The following is a 17,392-nucleotide window of genomic DNA, read 5'->3' on the forward strand; positions in this document are numbered from 1 at the left end:
CTAAAATCTAAAATCTAAAATTCCCATGACACTCCCCAACCCTGGCAGCGTCTTGGCTACATTAACTGAACTGACTCAAGTTAATCGTACTCACGCCCTACTGCGTCGCGTTAAAGACTTATCTGTTAACGAATTTGTTTGCTTACTTGACTTCATAACTGCTGAGTTCCAACAATTTCTGAGAGCTATTGAACTAATCAATAATGAAGCTCTAGAAACTATGTTGGAGAAAGTATTAGAAGCTATCACCCTCAAAATCGGTCAAATTCTCCAAGCAGAACATACAGCTATTTTTCTAGTTGACTATGACAAAGGTCAATTGTGGTCAAAAGTTCCTCAAGATAATACTCAAAAATTCTTAGAAATTCGTATTCCTATTACAGTGGGTATCCCTGGTCATGTTGCGAGTACAGGTCAATATCTCAATATATCTGAAACTTATACTCATCCGCTATTTAGCCCAGAGCTTGAAAAACAAATGGGCTACAAAATACGTAACATTTTATGTATGCCCGTTATTAGTAGCAAAAACAAGACTGTAGCGGTAGTCCAACTAGCTAATAAAACCGGGAATGTTCCGTTTAATCATGATGATGAAGAACGTTTTCGAGATTTTGCCGCTTCTATTGGTATTATTCTAGAAAGCTGCCAATCTTTTTATGTCGCTGCTCGTAATCAAAGAGGCGCAACAGCTTTATTGCGGGCAACTCAGACACTAGGGCAAAGTCTGGATTTAGAAGCAACTTTGCAAATAGTCATGGAACAAGCCCGAATTCTCATGCAGGCAGACCGCAGTACACTATTTTTATATCGTAAAGAGATGAGCCAACTCTGGACGAAAGTGGCAGCAGCGGCAGATGGCACAAACTTGATAGAAATCCGCATTCCTGCTAACCGTGGCATTGCTGGATATGTAGCTTCCACTGGTGAAGCCTTAAATATTTCTGATGCTTACAAAGACCCCCGTTTTGACCCAACGACAGATAGAAAAACTGGCTATGTAACTCGCAATATTCTTTGTTTGCCAGTATTTAATTCTGCAAATGAATTGATTGGGGTTACGCAATTAATTAATAAGCAACAAGGGAGTTTTACTGCTTCTGATGAAGAGTTTATGCGGGCTTTTAATAATCAAGCCGGAATTGCCTTAGAAAATGCTCGTCTGTTTGAAAATGTGCTGTTAGAAAAACAGTATCAAAAAGATATTTTGCAAAGTCTGTCAGATGCCGTAATTTCTACAGATATGGCAGGACAAATTGTCACGATTAATGATGCAGCACTGGAGTTGCTGGGTTGTCCGATAGGAGACGCCGATAGCAAGAACAAGAAGCTTTTGTGGGAACAAAATTTGATTGGCCGCCTAGTTTGGGAAGTTGTGCCGATTGAAAATCTCCAAATGCGACTAGAAGATAGTCTCAAAACTGGAGCTAAACATTATGTGCCAGAGCAAAGTTTGATGGTGGGACTATACCAAGTTATGAGTGAGGAGTTAGGAGTTAAAAGTGAGACTCTCAGGACTCAGCATTCAATTTTAGCAGTACGCGATCGCACTAACCCCAATATTTTCATTCCCTGGAATCAACCCCTCATTCCCCAATCTGAGTTTCTCACTGCTGATGAGGTACAAATATTAGAGCGCAGTACTAATCTCACTGTTAATCCCCTGACTAACCCAGAAGGCAGTGTACGCGGTGGTTTGGTGGTGTTAGAAGACATCAGTCAGGAAAAACGGATGAAAACTACCATGTCTCGCTACCTAACACCTCATGTCGCTGAACAAGTGATGGCTCTGGGGGAAGATGCTTTAATGGTAGGTGAGCGCAAAGAAGTAACCATCTTATTTTCTGATATCCGAGGCTACACAACACTGACGGAAAATCTTGGTGCAGCCGAGGTGGTATTGCTGCTAAATCAGTATTTTGAAACGATGGTGGAGGCGGTTTTTAACCACGAAGGTACTCTCGATAAATTTATTGGAGATGCCTTAATGGCGGTATTTGGTGCGCCGCTACCACTTACAGAAAATCATGCTTGGAGGGCTGTGCAGTCAGCATTAGATATGCGACAACGCTTGGAGGAATTTAACCAACGACGAATTATCCAGGCGCAACCACAAATTCATATTGGTATTGGGATTAGTTCTGGGGATGTGGTTTCGGGTAATATTGGTTCCCGCAAACGAATGGATTACACCATCATTGGAGATGCTGTAAATTTGAGTTCGCGCTTAGAGGCGGTAACAAAGGATTATGATTGTGATATTATTTTAAGCGAATTTACTTACCAATTGTGCAGCGATCGCATTTGGGTGCGCCAGTTAGATAAAATTCGAGTCAAAGGGAAACACCAAGCGGTGAATATCTACGAGTTAATTGGCGATCGCAATACTCCCCTAGATGCCAACACTCAAGAGTTTTTGTTTCATTATCATACTGGACGCGCGGCTTATTTATCGCGCAACTTCTCACAAGCGATCGCCAGTTTTGAAGCCGCCAAATGCATCCAACCCCAAGACCAAGCAGTTGATATCCACCTAGAACGTACGAGTAATTATCAACAAACTCCGCCCCCAGAGTCCTGGGATGGTGTCTGGACAATGCTTTCTAAATAGGGCATTGGGCGTTAGGAGTGCTGAGTGCTGAGTTAAGAGTTAGGAGTTAAGAGTTTTGTTTATCTCCCTCATACCCCTTATCTCTATGCCAGACCTCGTATCTCTCCCTCAACCTTTAGCCTCTCCGTGGTCATCTTGAAACGGTTCTTCGCCAATTCCTAGCTCTTTTTTTGAGCGTTTCAACTGTTTCCATAGATCCTTTATTTGTTTGTAAGCTGCACCTGGAGGTAGTTTGCCACCTGTTTCTAAGTTGCAAATGTAGCTGACACGTTGAGCAAATTCCTGTAAATTTGCATTAAAAACCAAGTTTTCTGGCTTTACCTGACCGTAGTAGCGACCACGAGGGAAGAGAAAATCATCCTTGTTCACTATTTTATTCTCCAATGTATTCAATTCTCCTTCTATTTGAATCTCTGAAACTGAATCACTAGTTAACCTCATCTTTCTTTTGTCAGACTGGGGTAAACCCAATCACCCAAATCCTTTTCCAATTGGTGATGCAGGAATTGGTTAATTTAGATTTTGAGACTAGAGGATAAAGCTTAAAATATTTTTGTTGTAAATGTTACAAACAAGCTTCTGCTAAAGTAACTAGAGAGAATATTTGACTTTCCTCCCAGTTGTCAATTTATCTCATCTTAATTTATGAAGTTTAAACTGTAATCAACTTCAGTCGAAACAATTAGATACATAATAAAACATACCCAGATATATTAGCAAAATTATATTTGCAATAATAATTACAATTTACCCAATAAACTCACTTAAGTAAATATACTATGTAGAAAAGCAAATTGTCCTCTGTTAAAAGTTAGAGATTTAGTTCGGAATTTCTGGCAACTAGCTACTGAAGAATGACCAACAAGAGGGCATTAGGCATTGGGCATTGGAAAGAGGCACAGAGGCGGGGTGCGGAGGGGAAAATTCTTCTCCCTTGCTCCCTGCTTCCTCATTAAAATAATCACCAATGGCTAATAGTTAATAACTAAAGATAAAATGGTGAAGCCTCAAAGGACAACTTTTGTCCATCGCCTAAAACTTTACCTGCAACCATGTCTGTTAATTCCAAGTTATACGAAGGCAAAGCGAAAATTCTTTATACAACGGACGATCCGGAAGTCTTGTTGGCTGATTTTAAGGACGATGCCACGGCGTTTAACGCCCAAAAGCGTGGCAGTATCCAAGGTAAAGGAGAAATAAATTGTAGAATTTCCAGCCAGCTTTTTAAACAGTTGGAGGCTTATGGTATAAAGACTCACTTTATCGACAGCCCTGCCCCGAATCAGATGCGGGTGAGGGCAGTAAAGATTTTCCCCTTAGAAGTGGTAATCAGAAATATTGCTGCTGGCAGTCTGTGTCAGCAAACAGGATTACCAGTGGGTACAATTCTGAAACAGCCTTTGGTTGAATTTTATTATAAAAACGATCAGTTAGGAGATCCTTTGTTGACACGCGATCGCCTGTACCTGCTAGAACTAGCTACTGCGGAACAAGTAGACGCAATTACACATCTAGCATTGCAAATCAATGAATTTCTAATTAACTTTTGGCAGAAGTGCGGCATTACCCTAGTAGACTTCAAACTAGAGTTTGGCTTGGACTCACAACAGCAGTTGCTCTTGGCAGATGAAATTAGCCCCGACACCTGCCGTTTGTGGGATACCGCAGAAGAAGACTCAAACCGCCGGGTAATGGACAAAGACCGCTTTCGTCGGGACTTAGGAAAAGTAGAGGATGCCTATCAAGAAGTTTTACAAAGAGTGCTAAAAGCAGTAGAGAGTAATAGTTAAGTGCATAAAAATCAATTAAACTCGTGTGGATTGTCATTTGTCCTTTGTTATTCACCAATGACTAATGACTATTTGTGATGGTGTGTGTGGTCGTGAAGAGGAATATAAGTAAAATGCGTTTATCTCCCGTATTGCTGGCAGTAGTGGCAATTGCAGCCCCTTTGGGTGGCTCATTGAGTGCAAATGCCGAAACCGCCAACAGTTCAAAACAGACAACAGAAGTTTTGACACTAGAAACAAATCAGCAGCCAGAAAAGGACACTGGTCAGCTTAACTCTAGTAAAAGTCTAGAATCTCTATCTAAATCCATAACGGTTATAGAAGGGGAACGTCCCCAATCCCGCGTTGTCGCAATTTACCCTGCCAATCCAGCTGCGATACCTGGGTTGGGCTACACCTACACAACCCCAGGGGTAAAAGTGTCAGCCTCTACAACACTAAAAACGGCACAAACCTCTCAACTCAATCCCAGCCCTACTCAACAGCCGTCTCCCGCTCCACAAATTCAACAACCAACGCCTTCCCCAACTCCTGAGACTACTCCAGTCCCACAAAATGTCAATCCACCGACAACGGAACCTTTATTACCTACAACTCCAAAACCATCAAGTACTCCAGACATTCCATTCCCAGGTAATCAACAAAGAACACCCGCCCCACGCCCAGGTGCTACTCCCAGTCCGCAGAATGTTAACCCGCCGATAACTCCGGGAAGCCCAGGTGGTACTCCCAGTCCGCAAAATGTTAACCCGCCGACAACTCCGGGAAATACTCAACCCGAAACAACCCCAGAAGCTAATGACCCCCGCGTACTGGTGTCAGAAGTAGTAGTCAAATCACAGGCTGGACAACTATCACCAGAACTAGAAAGCCAAGTTTACAAAGTAATTCGTACCCAACCAGGACAAACCACAACCCGCAGCCAGCTGCAAGAAGATATTAACGCCATTTTTGGTACTGGCTTCTTCTCCAACGTCCAAGCAACGCCAGAAGATACTCCCTTGGGAGTGCGAGTCAGCTTTGTGGTGCAGCCTAACCCTGTTCTCAGCAAAGTAGAAGTGCAAGCCAATCCTGGTACTGGTGTCGCTTCTGTACTACCAGCTAATACTGTGGATGAAGTCTTTCGCGATCAGTATGGCAAAATCCTCAACTTGCGTGACTTGCAAGAAGGCATCAAGCAGTTAAACAAGCGGTATCAAGACCAAGGTTACGTGCTAGCCAACGTGGTTGGAGCGCCACAAGTCTCTGAAAACGGGGTTGTTACCTTGCAAGTAGCAGAAGGGGTAGTAGAAAACATTAGAGTCCGGTTCCGCAATAAAGATGGTCAGGATACAGACGAAAAGGGACAACCGATTCGGGGACGGACAAAAGAATACATCATTACACGAGAATTGGAGTTGAAGCCAGGACAAGTATTCAACCGCAACACAGTGCAAAAAGACCTACAGCGTGTGTATGGATTGGGACTGTTTGAAGATGTGAACGTGTCCCTTGATCCTGGTACTGACCCCAGCAAGGTGGATGTAGTAGTGAATGTAGCTGAACGCAGCAGTGGTTCCATTGCGGCTGGTGCAGGGGTTAGTTCTGCTAGCGGACTTTTTGGCACCCTTAGCTATCAACAGCAAAACCTGAACGGTAGAAACCAAAAACTGGGAGCAGAGATACAGGTGGGAGAGCAGAATTTAGTGCTGTTTGATCTGCGCTTCACAGACCCCTGGATTGCGGGAGATCCCTACCGGACATCCTACACAACCGATATTTTTCGCCGCAGTTCTATTTCGTTGATTTTTCAGGGCAAAGATCGGAATATTAATACATTTGACCCAAATAATCCCACTGATACAAATTCTCAGGCCAGCCCCCGCATTCTCCGTTTAGGTGGTGGTGTCACTTTTAGCCGTCCCCTGTCCTCTAATCCCTACAAAACTTCCGCATGGTCAGCCTCAGCAGGTTTTCAGTATCAACGAGTTTCTGCCCGTGATGCCAATGGCAATATTGTAAAAACAGCAGGGCTATTTGACAGTAATGGAAATCCGATTAACCAGAATGGAAATATTGTCGCACAACCAACCACCACTCAATTAACCGAGTCTCCAGGAGGTCAAGACGATTTGTTGCTGTTTCAACTCGGTATACAGCACGATCTCCGTAATAACCCTTTGCAACCCACCAAAGGTTCTTATCTGCGCCTCGGTATTGATCAGTCAGCCCCTATAGGACTAGGCAACATTCTCCTCACCAGATTACGGGGTAGCTACAGCCAATATTTACCCATCAAGTTGATTAGCTTCTCTAAAAAAGGCTCACAAACTCTAGCATTTAACTTCCAAGCAGGAACAATTCTCGGTGACTTGCCTCCCTACGAAGCTTTTACCCTTGGGGGTAGCAACTCCGTTCGAGGTTATGGAGAAGGAGAATTAGGTAGTGGACGCAGTTATGTGCAAGCATCAGTTGAGTATCGATTCCCAGTTTTTTCAGTAGTCAGCGGCGCACTATTTTTTGATGCCGGTAGTGACCTGGGAACTAATACTCAAGCCGCTGAATTGTTGAATAAAAACGGCACTGGCTATGGTTATGGTCTTGGTATTCGCGTCCAGTCTCCACTGGGGCCAATTCGGATTGATTACGGTATCAACGATAATGGTGGTAGCCAGATTAATTTCGGTATTGGCGAAAGATTTTAACCAGTTAGGAGTTAGAAGTTAGGAGGTATGAGTTTTAATTCCTGACTCCTCACTCTCAACTCATAACTTTTTGGGATTAGCTTGCTAATTTTTACATTTACCTCAATACTGTTCCGATAAAGGGATTAATGAGATTTTTCGGGGAATATCAGGGATTTTACCAAAACAGATGATGGACAATACTAAAGGAAATATATTGACTTTTCGGCTATGCAACAGCACACTCTAGCAGCAGAAATCACCCAAATAGGGGTGGGACTGCATAGCGGTGTGAATACCCAAGTGCGGATATTACCTGCTGAGGCGGGAAGTGGACGCTACTTCGTGCGGGTAGATTTACCGGATTTGCCAATCATTCCAGCCCAAGTTGCAGCAGTTAGTCACACCGTTCTCTCAACTCAGTTGGGTAAGGGTGAGGTATCTGTTCGCACAGTAGAGCATTTGTTGGCAGCACTTTCGGGTATGGGTGTGGATAATGCCCGGATTGAAATTGATGGGCCAGAAGTCCCACTTTTAGATGGTTCAGCAAGTGTGTGGACAGCCAACATTGCCCAAGTTGGCTTAGTATCACAACCCGTTAATAACCAAGTTCCCTTGGCTATTACAGAACCCTTATGGATCTATCAAGGAGATGCTTTTGTATCTGCCCTCCCAGCACCAGAAACCCGGTTTAGTTACGGTATTGATTTTGACCTACCAGCCATTGGTAATCAATGGCATAGTTGGTCACTAACGGCTGAACTAGGAAAAGCTTCTGCTAGCTTTGCTGCGGAAATTGCTCCTGCGCGTACTTTTGGGCTACTGCATCAAATTGAACACTTACAAAAAACAGGGTTAATTAAAGGTGGTAGTTTGGATAATGCACTCGTTTGTGGGCCAGAAGGCTGGCTAAATCCACCATTGAGATTTGCAAATGAGCCAGTCCGTCATAAAATCTTGGATTTAGTAGGAGATTTAAGTTTACTAGGAAATTTTCCTCGCGCTCATTTCTTGGCGTATAAAGCCAGTCATAATTTACACATTCAACTGGCTCAAAGAATTTTAGATTTGGGATTTGGGATTTTAGATTCAAACTAAAGCCTAAAATCTAGGATTATTAAGGCTTTCGATATACGCTTGCCTACTCAACTTGCAAATGAAAAATCAACTACACGGCCAATGTCAATCCTCACTGAAGTGAATACGATCTATACAACTACATCTACCGAACCACAGGCTATAAATGAGACTAAAATCAGTTCTGAGATTAAAACAACTTTCACATCTGAAGAAATTCAGAAATTACTACCCCACCGCTACCCATTTTTACTTGTAGACAAAATAATTGACTACGTTCCAGGTCAAAAAGCTATTGGTGTTAAAAATGTCACTATCAATGAACCCTATTTTCAAGGACATTTCCCTGGGCGTCCACTGATGCCAGGGGTGTTAATTGTCGAAGCAATGGCACAAGTTGGGGGCATTGTCCTAACTCAAATGTCTTCAGTAGAAGATGATAGACTGTTTGTCTTCGCTGGTATCGATAAAGTTCGCTTTCGTCGCCAAGTTATACCGGGAGATCAACTAGTAATGACGGTGGAACTGTTATGGGTAAAACAACGTCGTTTCGGTAAGATGCAAGGTCGTGCCGAAGTTGACGGTCAACTTGCTTGTGAAGGGGAATTAATGTTTTCTCTAGTTAACTAAAAGTTTGCTTTCGTGGTGTGGGGATAGCCGTGAAATGCCCCTACTGCATTCTGAAAAAGGATAACAGTCAAAAAATCCACAGTAGCATCTGATAATTTCTTGATTTTTGCTGCCCTCTCTACGAGACGCACTCACAAACACACTTAACTTGCTTTGCCCGACACTTTCGTTCACTGAAAATACTTCACTCTCAACAATGTCAGTCGCCTCGATGGGACGGCAGTTGATATAACTCTTTTTAGCAGAGTCATACGCTGCCCAGAAACCCGCCCCGGCGCTGGCTTATCAAGACAGTTCTGGAGATTCACCCTTGAAAACGCTAATTCATCCAACTGCTGTAATTCATCCGAAATCGGAACTCCACCATACAGTGCAAGTCGGTGCCTATGCTGTGATTGGAGCGCATGTCAAAGTGGGACCTGAAACAATAATCGGCGCTCATGCAGTGCTAGAGGGGCCTTGTGAAATTGGGGCGCAAAATCAGATTTTTACAGGTGCGGCCATCGGTATGGAACCCCAGGATCTCAAGTTTGTGGGAGAACCAACCTGGGTCAAAATTGGTGATAACAATTTGATTCGTGAGTACGTTACTATTAACCGCGCTACTGGTGCTGGCGAAGCAACGGTAATTGGTGATGGCAATCTACTAATGGCTTATGTCCATGTGGCTCATAACTGCGTGATTGAAGACCAAGTAGTGATTGCTAACTCTGTGGCGTTGGCTGGTCATGTTCATATAGAGTCACGCGCTAGGCTGAGTGGGGTTTTAGGTGTCCACCAATTTGTGCGTATTGGTAGACACGCAATGGTGGGAGGTATGGCACGTATTGATCGGGACGTGGCCCCATATATGCTGGTAGAGGGAAATCCGGCGCGGGTGCGAACCCTCAACCTTGTCGGACTCAAACGGTCTGGTATGGATTCAGCAGATTTACTGACGCTGAAAAAAGCCTTCCGCATTCTCTACCGTTCTGATTTGTCTTTTAAGGATGCCTTGGAAAAGTTGGAATTGTTAGGGGATAGCGAAGAGTTGCAGCATCTACGCCGTTTTCTGCTACTTTCTCAGATGCCAGGAAGACGTGGTTTAATTCCCGGTAAAGGGAAAAAAGGCGTGAGTGATGAATCGTGAATTAAAAGTTAGGAGTTAGGAGTTATGAGTTATGAGTTGATAAATTAATTTTTTTAACTCTTCACTCCTCATTCCTAACTCCTAACTGCTAACTCTTCACTTTTAATTCTTAACTCCTAACTTTAATTATCAAATGCGGATATTTATCAGCACTGGCGAAGTATCTGGCGATTTACAAGGGTCGCTGCTAATTTCAGCGCTGAAGCGTCAAGCTGTGGCGATGGGGTTGGAATTAGAGATTGTGGCACTGGGAGGCGAAAAAATGGTAGAGGCGGGGGCAGTTCTGCTAGGTAATACTAGCAGTATTGGCTCAATGGGTATTCTAGAAGGGCTACCTTATCTTTTACCGACCCTCCAGGTGCAACGTCAGGCGATCGCTTCCTTAAAGCAAAATCCACCTGATTTAGTGGTACTAATCGACTACATGAGTCCAAATCTGGGAATTGGGACTTACGTGAAACGGCATTTACCAGATGTACCTGTGGTGTATTACATCGCTCCCCAAGAGTGGGCTTGGTCGATCAATGTGCGTAATACTAACCGAATAGTTGGTTTTACAGATAAGCTGTTAGCAATTTTTCCACAAGAAGCCCGTTACTTTCGTGATAAAGGGGCAGAAGTTATTTGGGTAGGTCATCCTTTGCTTGACCGAATGCAGAACGCTCCCAGTCGGGAAGCTGCCCGTGCAACCCTGGGGATTGCACCAGAAGAGATTGCGATCGCACTCCTCCCCGCCTCTCGTCACCAAGAACTAAAATATCTTTTACCAATTATTTTTGAAGCTGCTCAAACTATTCAAGCTAAATTACCTGAAGTTAGTTTCTGGATTCCCCTGTCGCTGGAAGTCTATAGAAAGCCAATTGAAGAGGCTATTAAGCGTTACGGTTTACGGGCTACAGTTCTATTAGCTCAACAAAAGGAAGTTTTTGCAGCTGCCGATTTAGCCATTAGCAAATCTGGTACTGTCAACCTGGAACTTGCTTTGTTAAACGTGCCGCAAGTTGTAGTTTACCGCCTCAGTTCCCTAACTGCTTGGATAGCTCGTAAAATCCTCCAAGGTTCTATAAGCTTTGCATCGCCACCTAATTTAGTAGTGATGAAGCCGATTGTGCCAGAATTTTTACAAGAGGAAGCTACAGCAGAAAATATTATCCAAGCAGCAATGGAATTACTACTCAATCCCAGTCGCAGAGAGCAAACTTTGCTAGATTATGAAGAAATGCGGCGGTGTTTAGGGGAAGTTGGGGTGTGCGATCGCGCTGCTCTAGAAATTTTGCAAATGCTGCCGGGGACTGGGGATCGGGGACTGGGGACTAGGGACTGGGGACTGGGGACTGGGGACTAGGAAAATTTTCTATATTTAATACGTCATACCCAATCCCTTTAGAGGTGTCATGGCTTATGAGATGAAAAAACAAAGAGCGATCGCAGTTGATTTGTTCGCTGGCGCGGGTGGTATGACTCTTGGCTTTGAGCAAGCTGGTTTTGATGTGCTAGCATCTGTGGAAATTGACCCGATCCACTGTGCAACACATGAGTTTAATTTCCCTTATTGCTCAGTGTTATGTAAAAGTGTTGTGGATATAACCGGGGAAGAAATTAGGAATCGGTCTGAGATTGGCGATCGCGAGATTGATGTGGTAATTTGTGGCTCACCATGTCAAGGATTTTCCCTAATTGGTAAACGGGCTGTTGATGACCCACGAAATTCTTTGGTGTTTCACTTTCATCGGCTGGTTTTTGAGCTAAAACCGAAATTCTTTGTGATGGAAAATGTTCGGGGTATCACAGTTGGCGAACATAAACAAATCCTCCAAACCTTAATTAGCGAGTTTAGAATCCACGGCTATCAAGTAGAAGAAAATTACCAAATTCTCAACGCTGCAAATTACGGAGTACCTCAATCTCGTGAGAGATTATTTCTGATAGGTGCAAGGGAAGATGTAGAGTTACCAAGATATCCTCAGCCGATTACTAAACAAGCGCTACTAAATAATTTAAATTCTAAAAAAATATCTGATATTCCATCGAGTCCTACAGTCTGGGATGCAATTAGAGATTTACCTGAAATAGAAAAATATCCTGAATTATTAACAAGAGATTGGGTTGTAGCAGAATACGAAAAGCCTAGTAAATATGCTCTTGTACTTCGTGGTCTTAAGTACCTAGATGATGATTATTCTTACAAACGTGAATATGACTTGCGAATACTTTCTTCAAGTTTAAGAACAAAACATTCTGCGGAAACTATTAAACGTTTTCAGGATACTCAACAAGGCGAGAGAGAAAAAATTAGTCGTTTTCATAAGCTACATCCTGCTGGTGTCTGCAATACTTTAAGGGCCGGAACAGACAGGTATAGAGGTTCTTTCACATCTCCAAGACCGATTCATCCGTCTACGCCCCGGTGTATCACCGTCAGGGAAGCAGCAAGATTGCATTCTTACCCAGATTGGTTTAGATTTCATGTAACGAAATGGCACGGATTTCGGCAAGTTGGTAACTCTGTACCACCGCTACTAGCAAAGGCTGTGGCGTCAGAAATTATTCGCAGTTTGAATATTTCACCTTTTAAGCCGAGTTTGCGATACAAGTTGGGAGAAGAGAAGCTATTACAATATAATATGTCGCAAGCGGCACAATATTATCAGTGTGATTGTTAAGTGTAACATCTGCGAGATTTTACTATCTCAACCCATCATTAAACCTTTCAAATAGTTAGATAACCTCTCCACTACTACCCAGTTTTTTCTTGAGTATCTCTTCCATTTCCCTCAAATCCTCGTTAGTCTGAGGAAATGGGTATGTTGGACTATTAGGATTTCTCCGTTTGATTAATACCTCAATCGCTTCATCATCTTCACGATGAGCTAAAATATATGCTCTAAGTTCTTGACGAGACATTTTGCTAAAGTCGGGCTTCGTCATCGTTAAATCCCCATTGACCATCCGAAAAAATTAGAATCTCTAGGCTCTCAGTCACACCAGCAAGGATAAACACGGTCTTGGTGTTTTGGTTGTACCGAAATACATGGATAGGTTGATACCCATTTGAGAGCATTTGGCACACTCTGACGCAGGCAAGAGCCTGTTGTGCGGTAGGCATACAATTGTATCTACATGATAGCGAGTAAAACCATACCGTAAAAAGGATGCTGATTTAAAGCGATCCAACTATTTAACATGAAGTTGGGCAACGTCTACCATACAATTTGGCTTGATTTGATAGTTTGCGGCTTGATTTTGGCATTTTTTATGGCGATCTGTACTAAGTCCAAGCACGGAAGAATATACTATCTTCCCAGATATTAGCAGCTGCCAGTGCGATCGCAGTCAATTCTTCCTTTTTAAGAGGCACAAAAGCCCGCGCTATGTTGACATTATTCTCTAATTGTAAAATAATTTCTGCCGCCATTACACTTCAAATTCAGGAATGCCAAAATTTTTATGCATCTCGTTCTTGGCGAATAAACTTATCCACTTCTTCCGGTGTGGCAAAACTGCCTTTAGCAGAGCCAATAAAGCTAGTTAGAGACTTTTCAGAATGCTTTGCGGGTGACTCCAGAAGTACTATAACTTCTACAGTTGCACCTGCTGGAAGTTCAGGAGAAGAGATTTCTACTACACCACCAGGTTTAACGATCGCCTGTTGCCTGAGTCCATTAAGCACGATAATTTATCCTCATTAGTGTCAGAACATCGCATTTCATCAGGATCAATGTCAAGCAAAGGACATTCTTCTAGATATAGTCTTGTAGCTTCTTTAAGATTAGCGAGAGCTTCTTCAATTGTTTCACCTTGGTCAACTGTGCCGACTTCAGGACATTCAGCAACATACATATCTTCTTCTTTGTGAAGAATGGCAGTTAATGTTTTGGTCTTCATAGGCTTTATTTTGATACGGATATTTGAGCGATGCCTACGGCGGCAAGCTAGGCACTGGTTTATCTAGTTTAGCTTTGAGGTGCGTAGGCGTAGCCCGTCGTAGACATCGCTTTACTTATTACCGACAGAATTTTTCTCAGCGTAGTTTAGATTTCTCTGATATTCTTTGATTTTTTGTTGAGCAACTACATAATTTGGGCTAGAAGATGGCACAGTTTTCATAAGTGCGATCGCAGCTTCCCACTGACCTGCAACTGTTTTCCACTCATCTGGAGATTTTGCTGATTGAGTAAGGTTAGCTGCATTAATTGCTTTACTTACTGCCTCTCGGAATGTATCAGTTTTAAGTAACACGCTCGGCGATTGTGAAGTCACTGGTGAGGGTGTAACTAATACAGATTTTGATGGTATTTGTGTTGGAATTTTAGAGGTTAGGGGAAGTATTTCTACAAATTTTGAAGAAAAGTATATTACTATAGGAATTGAAAACATCAAAAAAATAATCAACCAATTTTTATTTAAATTACGATACTTCCGTCGAGTCTCGACAACTGTAATTTTTTCATCATTCGATATATTTGATTTCATTTTGTTTAAACCCATTTCCCCGCGCAACCTATTGAGTTCTTGATCTGTATTTGAATCAATGGTTGATTCGCTTATATCTTTTTCTTTTTTACCACTATAAGCAGATATTATTCGGTGTCTTACCAAATATTCAATTTGATAAACCAGTGCCCCAGCAGAAATATAGAATATTCCACATATTAATATTACATTATTATTGATATTTTGTATTTGGGTGTAATATTCAATTGGTCTAGCATAGCTAGGATTAAATAATGGTAGAAATATTGTAGAAAACAAAGCTGTTACCAGTGTAGAAATTGCAATTACAAGCCAAGCATACAATCCTTCCCACCAACTCATTATTCCTGGTAGTAATCCTTCTGTTCTACCTATTTCAGGTGCTTGAATTTCTGATATAAACCGACTAATGAGCAAGTGTAAGCAGTGATGAGTAAAAGAAATTATAGGAATTGGAGATAAGATTAACAGTATTGTAAATATAGCAAATAATTCGGGACTTTGTACAAAATAGGCGATCCGGTAGCCTACCTTTCCAGTATTATTGACTACAAATATAATAACTCTCAAAAATAGAGTTAAAATCAATGCTTTTAACCAAGAAGTAGGATAAGGAAACCATAAAGGCCAGTAAAAATTTTGTAGTTTTTGCTTAGTAGCTTCCTGAATATTAGGCTGTTTCATAACCAATAAATGCGAAAATCTGATAAATTATCGTCTATCTTAGGATTCCCCTTTTTCAGCCAAAAGCGACATTGTTATAAATTTTTCAGCCCTATATTTAAAAGTTACTTTAATTTATTAGGCTTCTTGCAAAAAAACGGTTATAAACTCTTTATCCACGTCTATGCATGAGGAAAATTAAATCCTAACGTTCTTTTGTAATCACAGAAGTACCATTACTAATACTTACTTTTTGAATAAAAACGTTAGTAGAAGATGATAAAATATCAGTGCTGATTTGATTAGCAATAAATTCAAAATCTTGGTTTGTTAATCCCTGTGCGGTATCGCCACTTAAGTTAATACAAATAGTTAAATTTTGATGATTATTAGAAGACTCTACCGCTTCTATTTCAGCTTCTTCTATACCCAAATCAAACTCTTTACTCCAATCTGGAAAATCCTTACCCGTTTGTTGTCCATAAACTTTGACTATTTCAACAGACACAGCCCCTAAAGCTGTTAAACCTTTGCGGATAAATGCAACTAAAATTTGCTGATTTAGTACTTGGGTAGACTCTAGTATTACCTCTAAGCAAGCATCCTTAAAGGCAACTTTTGCATTGATCCTTTTGGGGTGTAGGTGGCGGTTCATCAGAGATGCGATCGCATCTGCATCTCCCTGCTTTGCAAGTTTGAGAATATTTGGCTGTGTCATAACCACTAAAAGAAAAATCTCGGAAAATAAACTTATATTCTCAGGATTCCCTCTTGACAGCCTTAAGTAACATTATGATGCAAAATCTCAGCTAATCTGAGCTAAAATATTTAGTATAAAGATAGTCATTACACAGATTTTTACAAAAATTATATTTCCCCTATATCAACATCAAAAATTAGTGTTTTTGTGCTTGCCAAATTAACAGGATTAATATTAATCAGCTTACTTCCAATTTTCAACAATATGAAGTTTTATCGAGATCATGCTTGGCCATCGACGCTAGAAGAAGCCATAGTAATCCAAGAAGCGCTGCGAGATCGAGTAATTACTGAAGATCAACTGCAAGAACCTATCCAGTATGTTGCTGGAGTAGATATGGGTTTTGAAGCTGATGGAACCATTAGTCGTGCAGCTGTGGCAGTATTGAGTTTTCCTGATTTGCAAATCATCGAGACAAGCCTAGCACATCGTCCTACGACCTTTCCTTATGTCCCTGGATTCCTCTCATTTCGGGAAATTCCAGCCGTTCTCGATGCTCTAGAAAAGATTAAAACAACACCTGATATCATCCTGTGTGATGGTCAGGGAATTGCTCATCCCCGCAGATTAGGTATAGCTAGCCATTTAGGTTTACTTATAGATATGCCGACAATTGGTGTCGCTAAGTCGAGGTTGGTAGGTAAGCATGAAGAATTGGCAGAAACCAAAGGTAGCAGACAACCACTGATATATAACGGTGAAACCGTTGGGGCAGTTTTGCGATCGCGCACAGCAGTAAAACCTCTGTACATCTCCAGTGGTCATCGAATTAGCTTACCGACAGCCATTGACTATGTATTACGCTGCACGCCAAAATATCGGCTGCCAGAAACTACACGCATTGCTGATAAATTAGCGTCGGACAGATAAAGCTTGTTGAAGTTTTTTCTAAATACTTGCTTCCACCTACTCAATCGTGTTAGGAATCGCACAGGAAGATGTTGAAGTAGCTAAATACGATTTACGAAGTTAGAACAATGAACGCACTAACTTTACAGTGGCACGATGCAGGTCAAGATAAAACTCAGAACATTTACGAGCAACAGCCAAGTCAAAATCCTGGCACTGTCCGCATCGGTCGCGACCCCCTCCGGTGCGATATTGTTCTGAGTCATCCCACCGTCTCTGGACTGCACGTTGAAATCTTTTTTCATCACCAGCAGCAGCGCTTTTATATTAGAAATTTGCGATCGCAAAATCCCCCCGTTGTCGATGGACGGCAATTAGTCCAAGGTGAAATGCCTTTAACTGAGGGCACTATTATTACTTTGGGACAAATAAAACTCAATGTTACTAGCGTTTCGACGAGTAGTATTCCAGCAACAATTTTGCTGCCACCCCATCCACCAGTAAACATCGGACATCACCACCATCCACCAAAACCCTCCGCGCCACTGCCAGCAGGAGTTTATGGCTTAGAATGCCCCAAATGTCATAAAGTTTCCCCAGGAGAGAATCTACAAATTGGTTGTCATTGGTGTGGGACATCTTTAGCTGCGGCTGTAAGTGTTTTGGTAGCAAGGAATTAGGAGTTAGTTATACCAATTCTGTATGAAGATGCGCTAAACCATGTTTAAGTACAAGAAAGGAAAACGA

Annotated in this window: 18 protein-coding genes; 10 read left to right on the forward strand and 8 right to left on the reverse strand. The window is 42.0% G+C overall.

Annotation, left to right across the window (positions count from 1 at the left end; genetic code table 11):
* Positions 1–25: 25 nt before the first annotated feature.
* Complete coding sequence (locus tag V7K76_RS10060) at positions 26–2,611, forward strand: GAF domain-containing protein (protein WP_334950649.1); 2,586 nt, start codon at positions 26–28, stop codon at positions 2,609–2,611.
* Between the two features lie 108 nt (positions 2,612–2,719).
* Here the strand turns inward: V7K76_RS10060 and V7K76_RS10065 are convergent, their stop codons facing one another.
* Positions 2,720–2,995, reverse strand: coding sequence for a DUF7219 family protein (locus V7K76_RS10065; RefSeq protein ID WP_334950796.1), 276 nt, complete (start codon positions 2,993–2,995; stop codon positions 2,720–2,722).
* 668 nt (positions 2,996–3,663) lie between these two features.
* Here V7K76_RS10065 and purC point away from each other — a divergent pair.
* The 7 genes from purC (at position 3,664) to V7K76_RS10100 (ending at position 12,563) form a co-directional block, all read left to right on the forward strand.
* Positions 3,664–4,401, forward strand: coding sequence for a phosphoribosylaminoimidazolesuccinocarboxamide synthase (gene purC, locus V7K76_RS10070; protein WP_334776513.1), 738 nt, complete (start codon positions 3,664–3,666; stop codon positions 4,399–4,401).
* A gap of 113 nt (positions 4,402–4,514) precedes the next feature.
* Positions 4,515–7,085, forward strand: coding sequence for a BamA/TamA family outer membrane protein (locus tag V7K76_RS10075; RefSeq protein ID WP_334776514.1), 2,571 nt, complete (start codon positions 4,515–4,517; stop codon positions 7,083–7,085).
* A 210-nt stretch (positions 7,086–7,295) separates the two neighbouring features.
* On the forward strand, positions 7,296–8,162 hold the full coding sequence (lpxC, locus tag V7K76_RS10080) for a UDP-3-O-acyl-N-acetylglucosamine deacetylase (protein WP_334950646.1): 867 nt from the start codon (positions 7,296–7,298) through the stop codon (positions 8,160–8,162).
* 81 nt (positions 8,163–8,243) lie between these two features.
* Positions 8,244–8,771: a 3-hydroxyacyl-ACP dehydratase FabZ gene (gene fabZ / locus V7K76_RS10085; RefSeq protein ID WP_334776516.1), complete on the forward strand. Its 528-nt coding sequence runs from the start codon at positions 8,244–8,246 to the stop codon at positions 8,769–8,771.
* A gap of 310 nt (positions 8,772–9,081) precedes the next feature.
* The gene (gene lpxA / locus V7K76_RS10090) at positions 9,082–9,900 is read left to right on the forward strand and encodes an acyl-ACP--UDP-N-acetylglucosamine O-acyltransferase (RefSeq protein WP_334776517.1); all 819 of its coding nucleotides are present in this window, start codon (positions 9,082–9,084) and stop codon (positions 9,898–9,900) included.
* A gap of 133 nt (positions 9,901–10,033) precedes the next feature.
* Complete coding sequence (gene lpxB, locus V7K76_RS10095; RefSeq protein ID WP_334776518.1) at positions 10,034–11,245, forward strand: lipid-A-disaccharide synthase; 1,212 nt, start codon at positions 10,034–10,036, stop codon at positions 11,243–11,245.
* A 49-nt stretch (positions 11,246–11,294) separates the two neighbouring features.
* Positions 11,295–12,563, forward strand: coding sequence for a DNA cytosine methyltransferase (locus tag V7K76_RS10100; protein WP_334776519.1), 1,269 nt, complete (start codon positions 11,295–11,297; stop codon positions 12,561–12,563).
* 55 nt (positions 12,564–12,618) lie between these two features.
* Here V7K76_RS10100 and V7K76_RS10105 read toward each other — a convergent pair whose 3' ends face one another.
* From V7K76_RS10105 to V7K76_RS10135, 7 genes are all read right to left on the reverse strand, one after another.
* Positions 12,619–12,828 (reverse strand): DUF6887 family protein, encoded by a 210-nt coding sequence (locus V7K76_RS10105; protein WP_334776520.1) that lies wholly within the window; start codon positions 12,826–12,828, stop codon positions 12,619–12,621.
* Complete coding sequence (locus V7K76_RS10110) at positions 12,809–13,006, reverse strand: DUF6888 family protein (protein WP_323204487.1); 198 nt, start codon at positions 13,004–13,006, stop codon at positions 12,809–12,811. Before V7K76_RS10110 ends, V7K76_RS10105 begins: the two co-directional genes overlap by 20 nt.
* Before the next feature lie 162 nt (positions 13,007–13,168).
* On the reverse strand, positions 13,169–13,315 hold the full coding sequence (locus tag V7K76_RS10115) for a hypothetical protein (protein WP_334776521.1): 147 nt from the start codon (positions 13,313–13,315) through the stop codon (positions 13,169–13,171).
* A 30-nt stretch (positions 13,316–13,345) separates the two neighbouring features.
* On the reverse strand, positions 13,346–13,570 hold the full coding sequence (locus V7K76_RS10120) for a hypothetical protein (protein ID WP_334776522.1): 225 nt from the start codon (positions 13,568–13,570) through the stop codon (positions 13,346–13,348).
* Positions 13,522–13,785 (reverse strand): type II toxin-antitoxin system HicB family antitoxin, encoded by a 264-nt coding sequence (locus V7K76_RS10125; RefSeq protein WP_334776523.1) that lies wholly within the window; start codon positions 13,783–13,785, stop codon positions 13,522–13,524. The genes V7K76_RS10120 and V7K76_RS10125 overlap by 49 nt, the downstream gene beginning before the upstream one ends.
* Before the next feature lie 111 nt (positions 13,786–13,896).
* Entirely contained in the window at positions 13,897–15,057 is a 1,161-nt protein-coding gene (locus tag V7K76_RS10130; protein WP_334776524.1) for a hypothetical protein, read from the reverse strand.
* 184 nt (positions 15,058–15,241) lie between these two features.
* The gene (locus V7K76_RS10135; protein WP_334776525.1) at positions 15,242–15,754 is read right to left on the reverse strand and encodes a hypothetical protein; all 513 of its coding nucleotides are present in this window, start codon (positions 15,752–15,754) and stop codon (positions 15,242–15,244) included.
* A 246-nt stretch (positions 15,755–16,000) separates the two neighbouring features.
* Here V7K76_RS10135 and nfi point away from each other — a divergent pair, with 246 nt between their 5' ends.
* Complete coding sequence (gene nfi / locus V7K76_RS10140) at positions 16,001–16,666, forward strand: deoxyribonuclease V (protein WP_334776526.1); 666 nt, start codon at positions 16,001–16,003, stop codon at positions 16,664–16,666.
* Between the two features lie 107 nt (positions 16,667–16,773).
* Positions 16,774–17,325, forward strand: a complete 552-nt coding sequence (locus V7K76_RS10145; protein WP_334776527.1) for an FHA domain-containing protein — start codon at positions 16,774–16,776, stop codon at positions 17,323–17,325.
* The last annotated feature ends 67 nt before the right edge of the window (positions 17,326–17,392 follow it).

The organism is Nostoc sp. (assembly GCF_036917975.1).
Lineage (GTDB): Bacteria > Cyanobacteriota > Cyanobacteriia > Cyanobacteriales > Nostocaceae > Nostoc.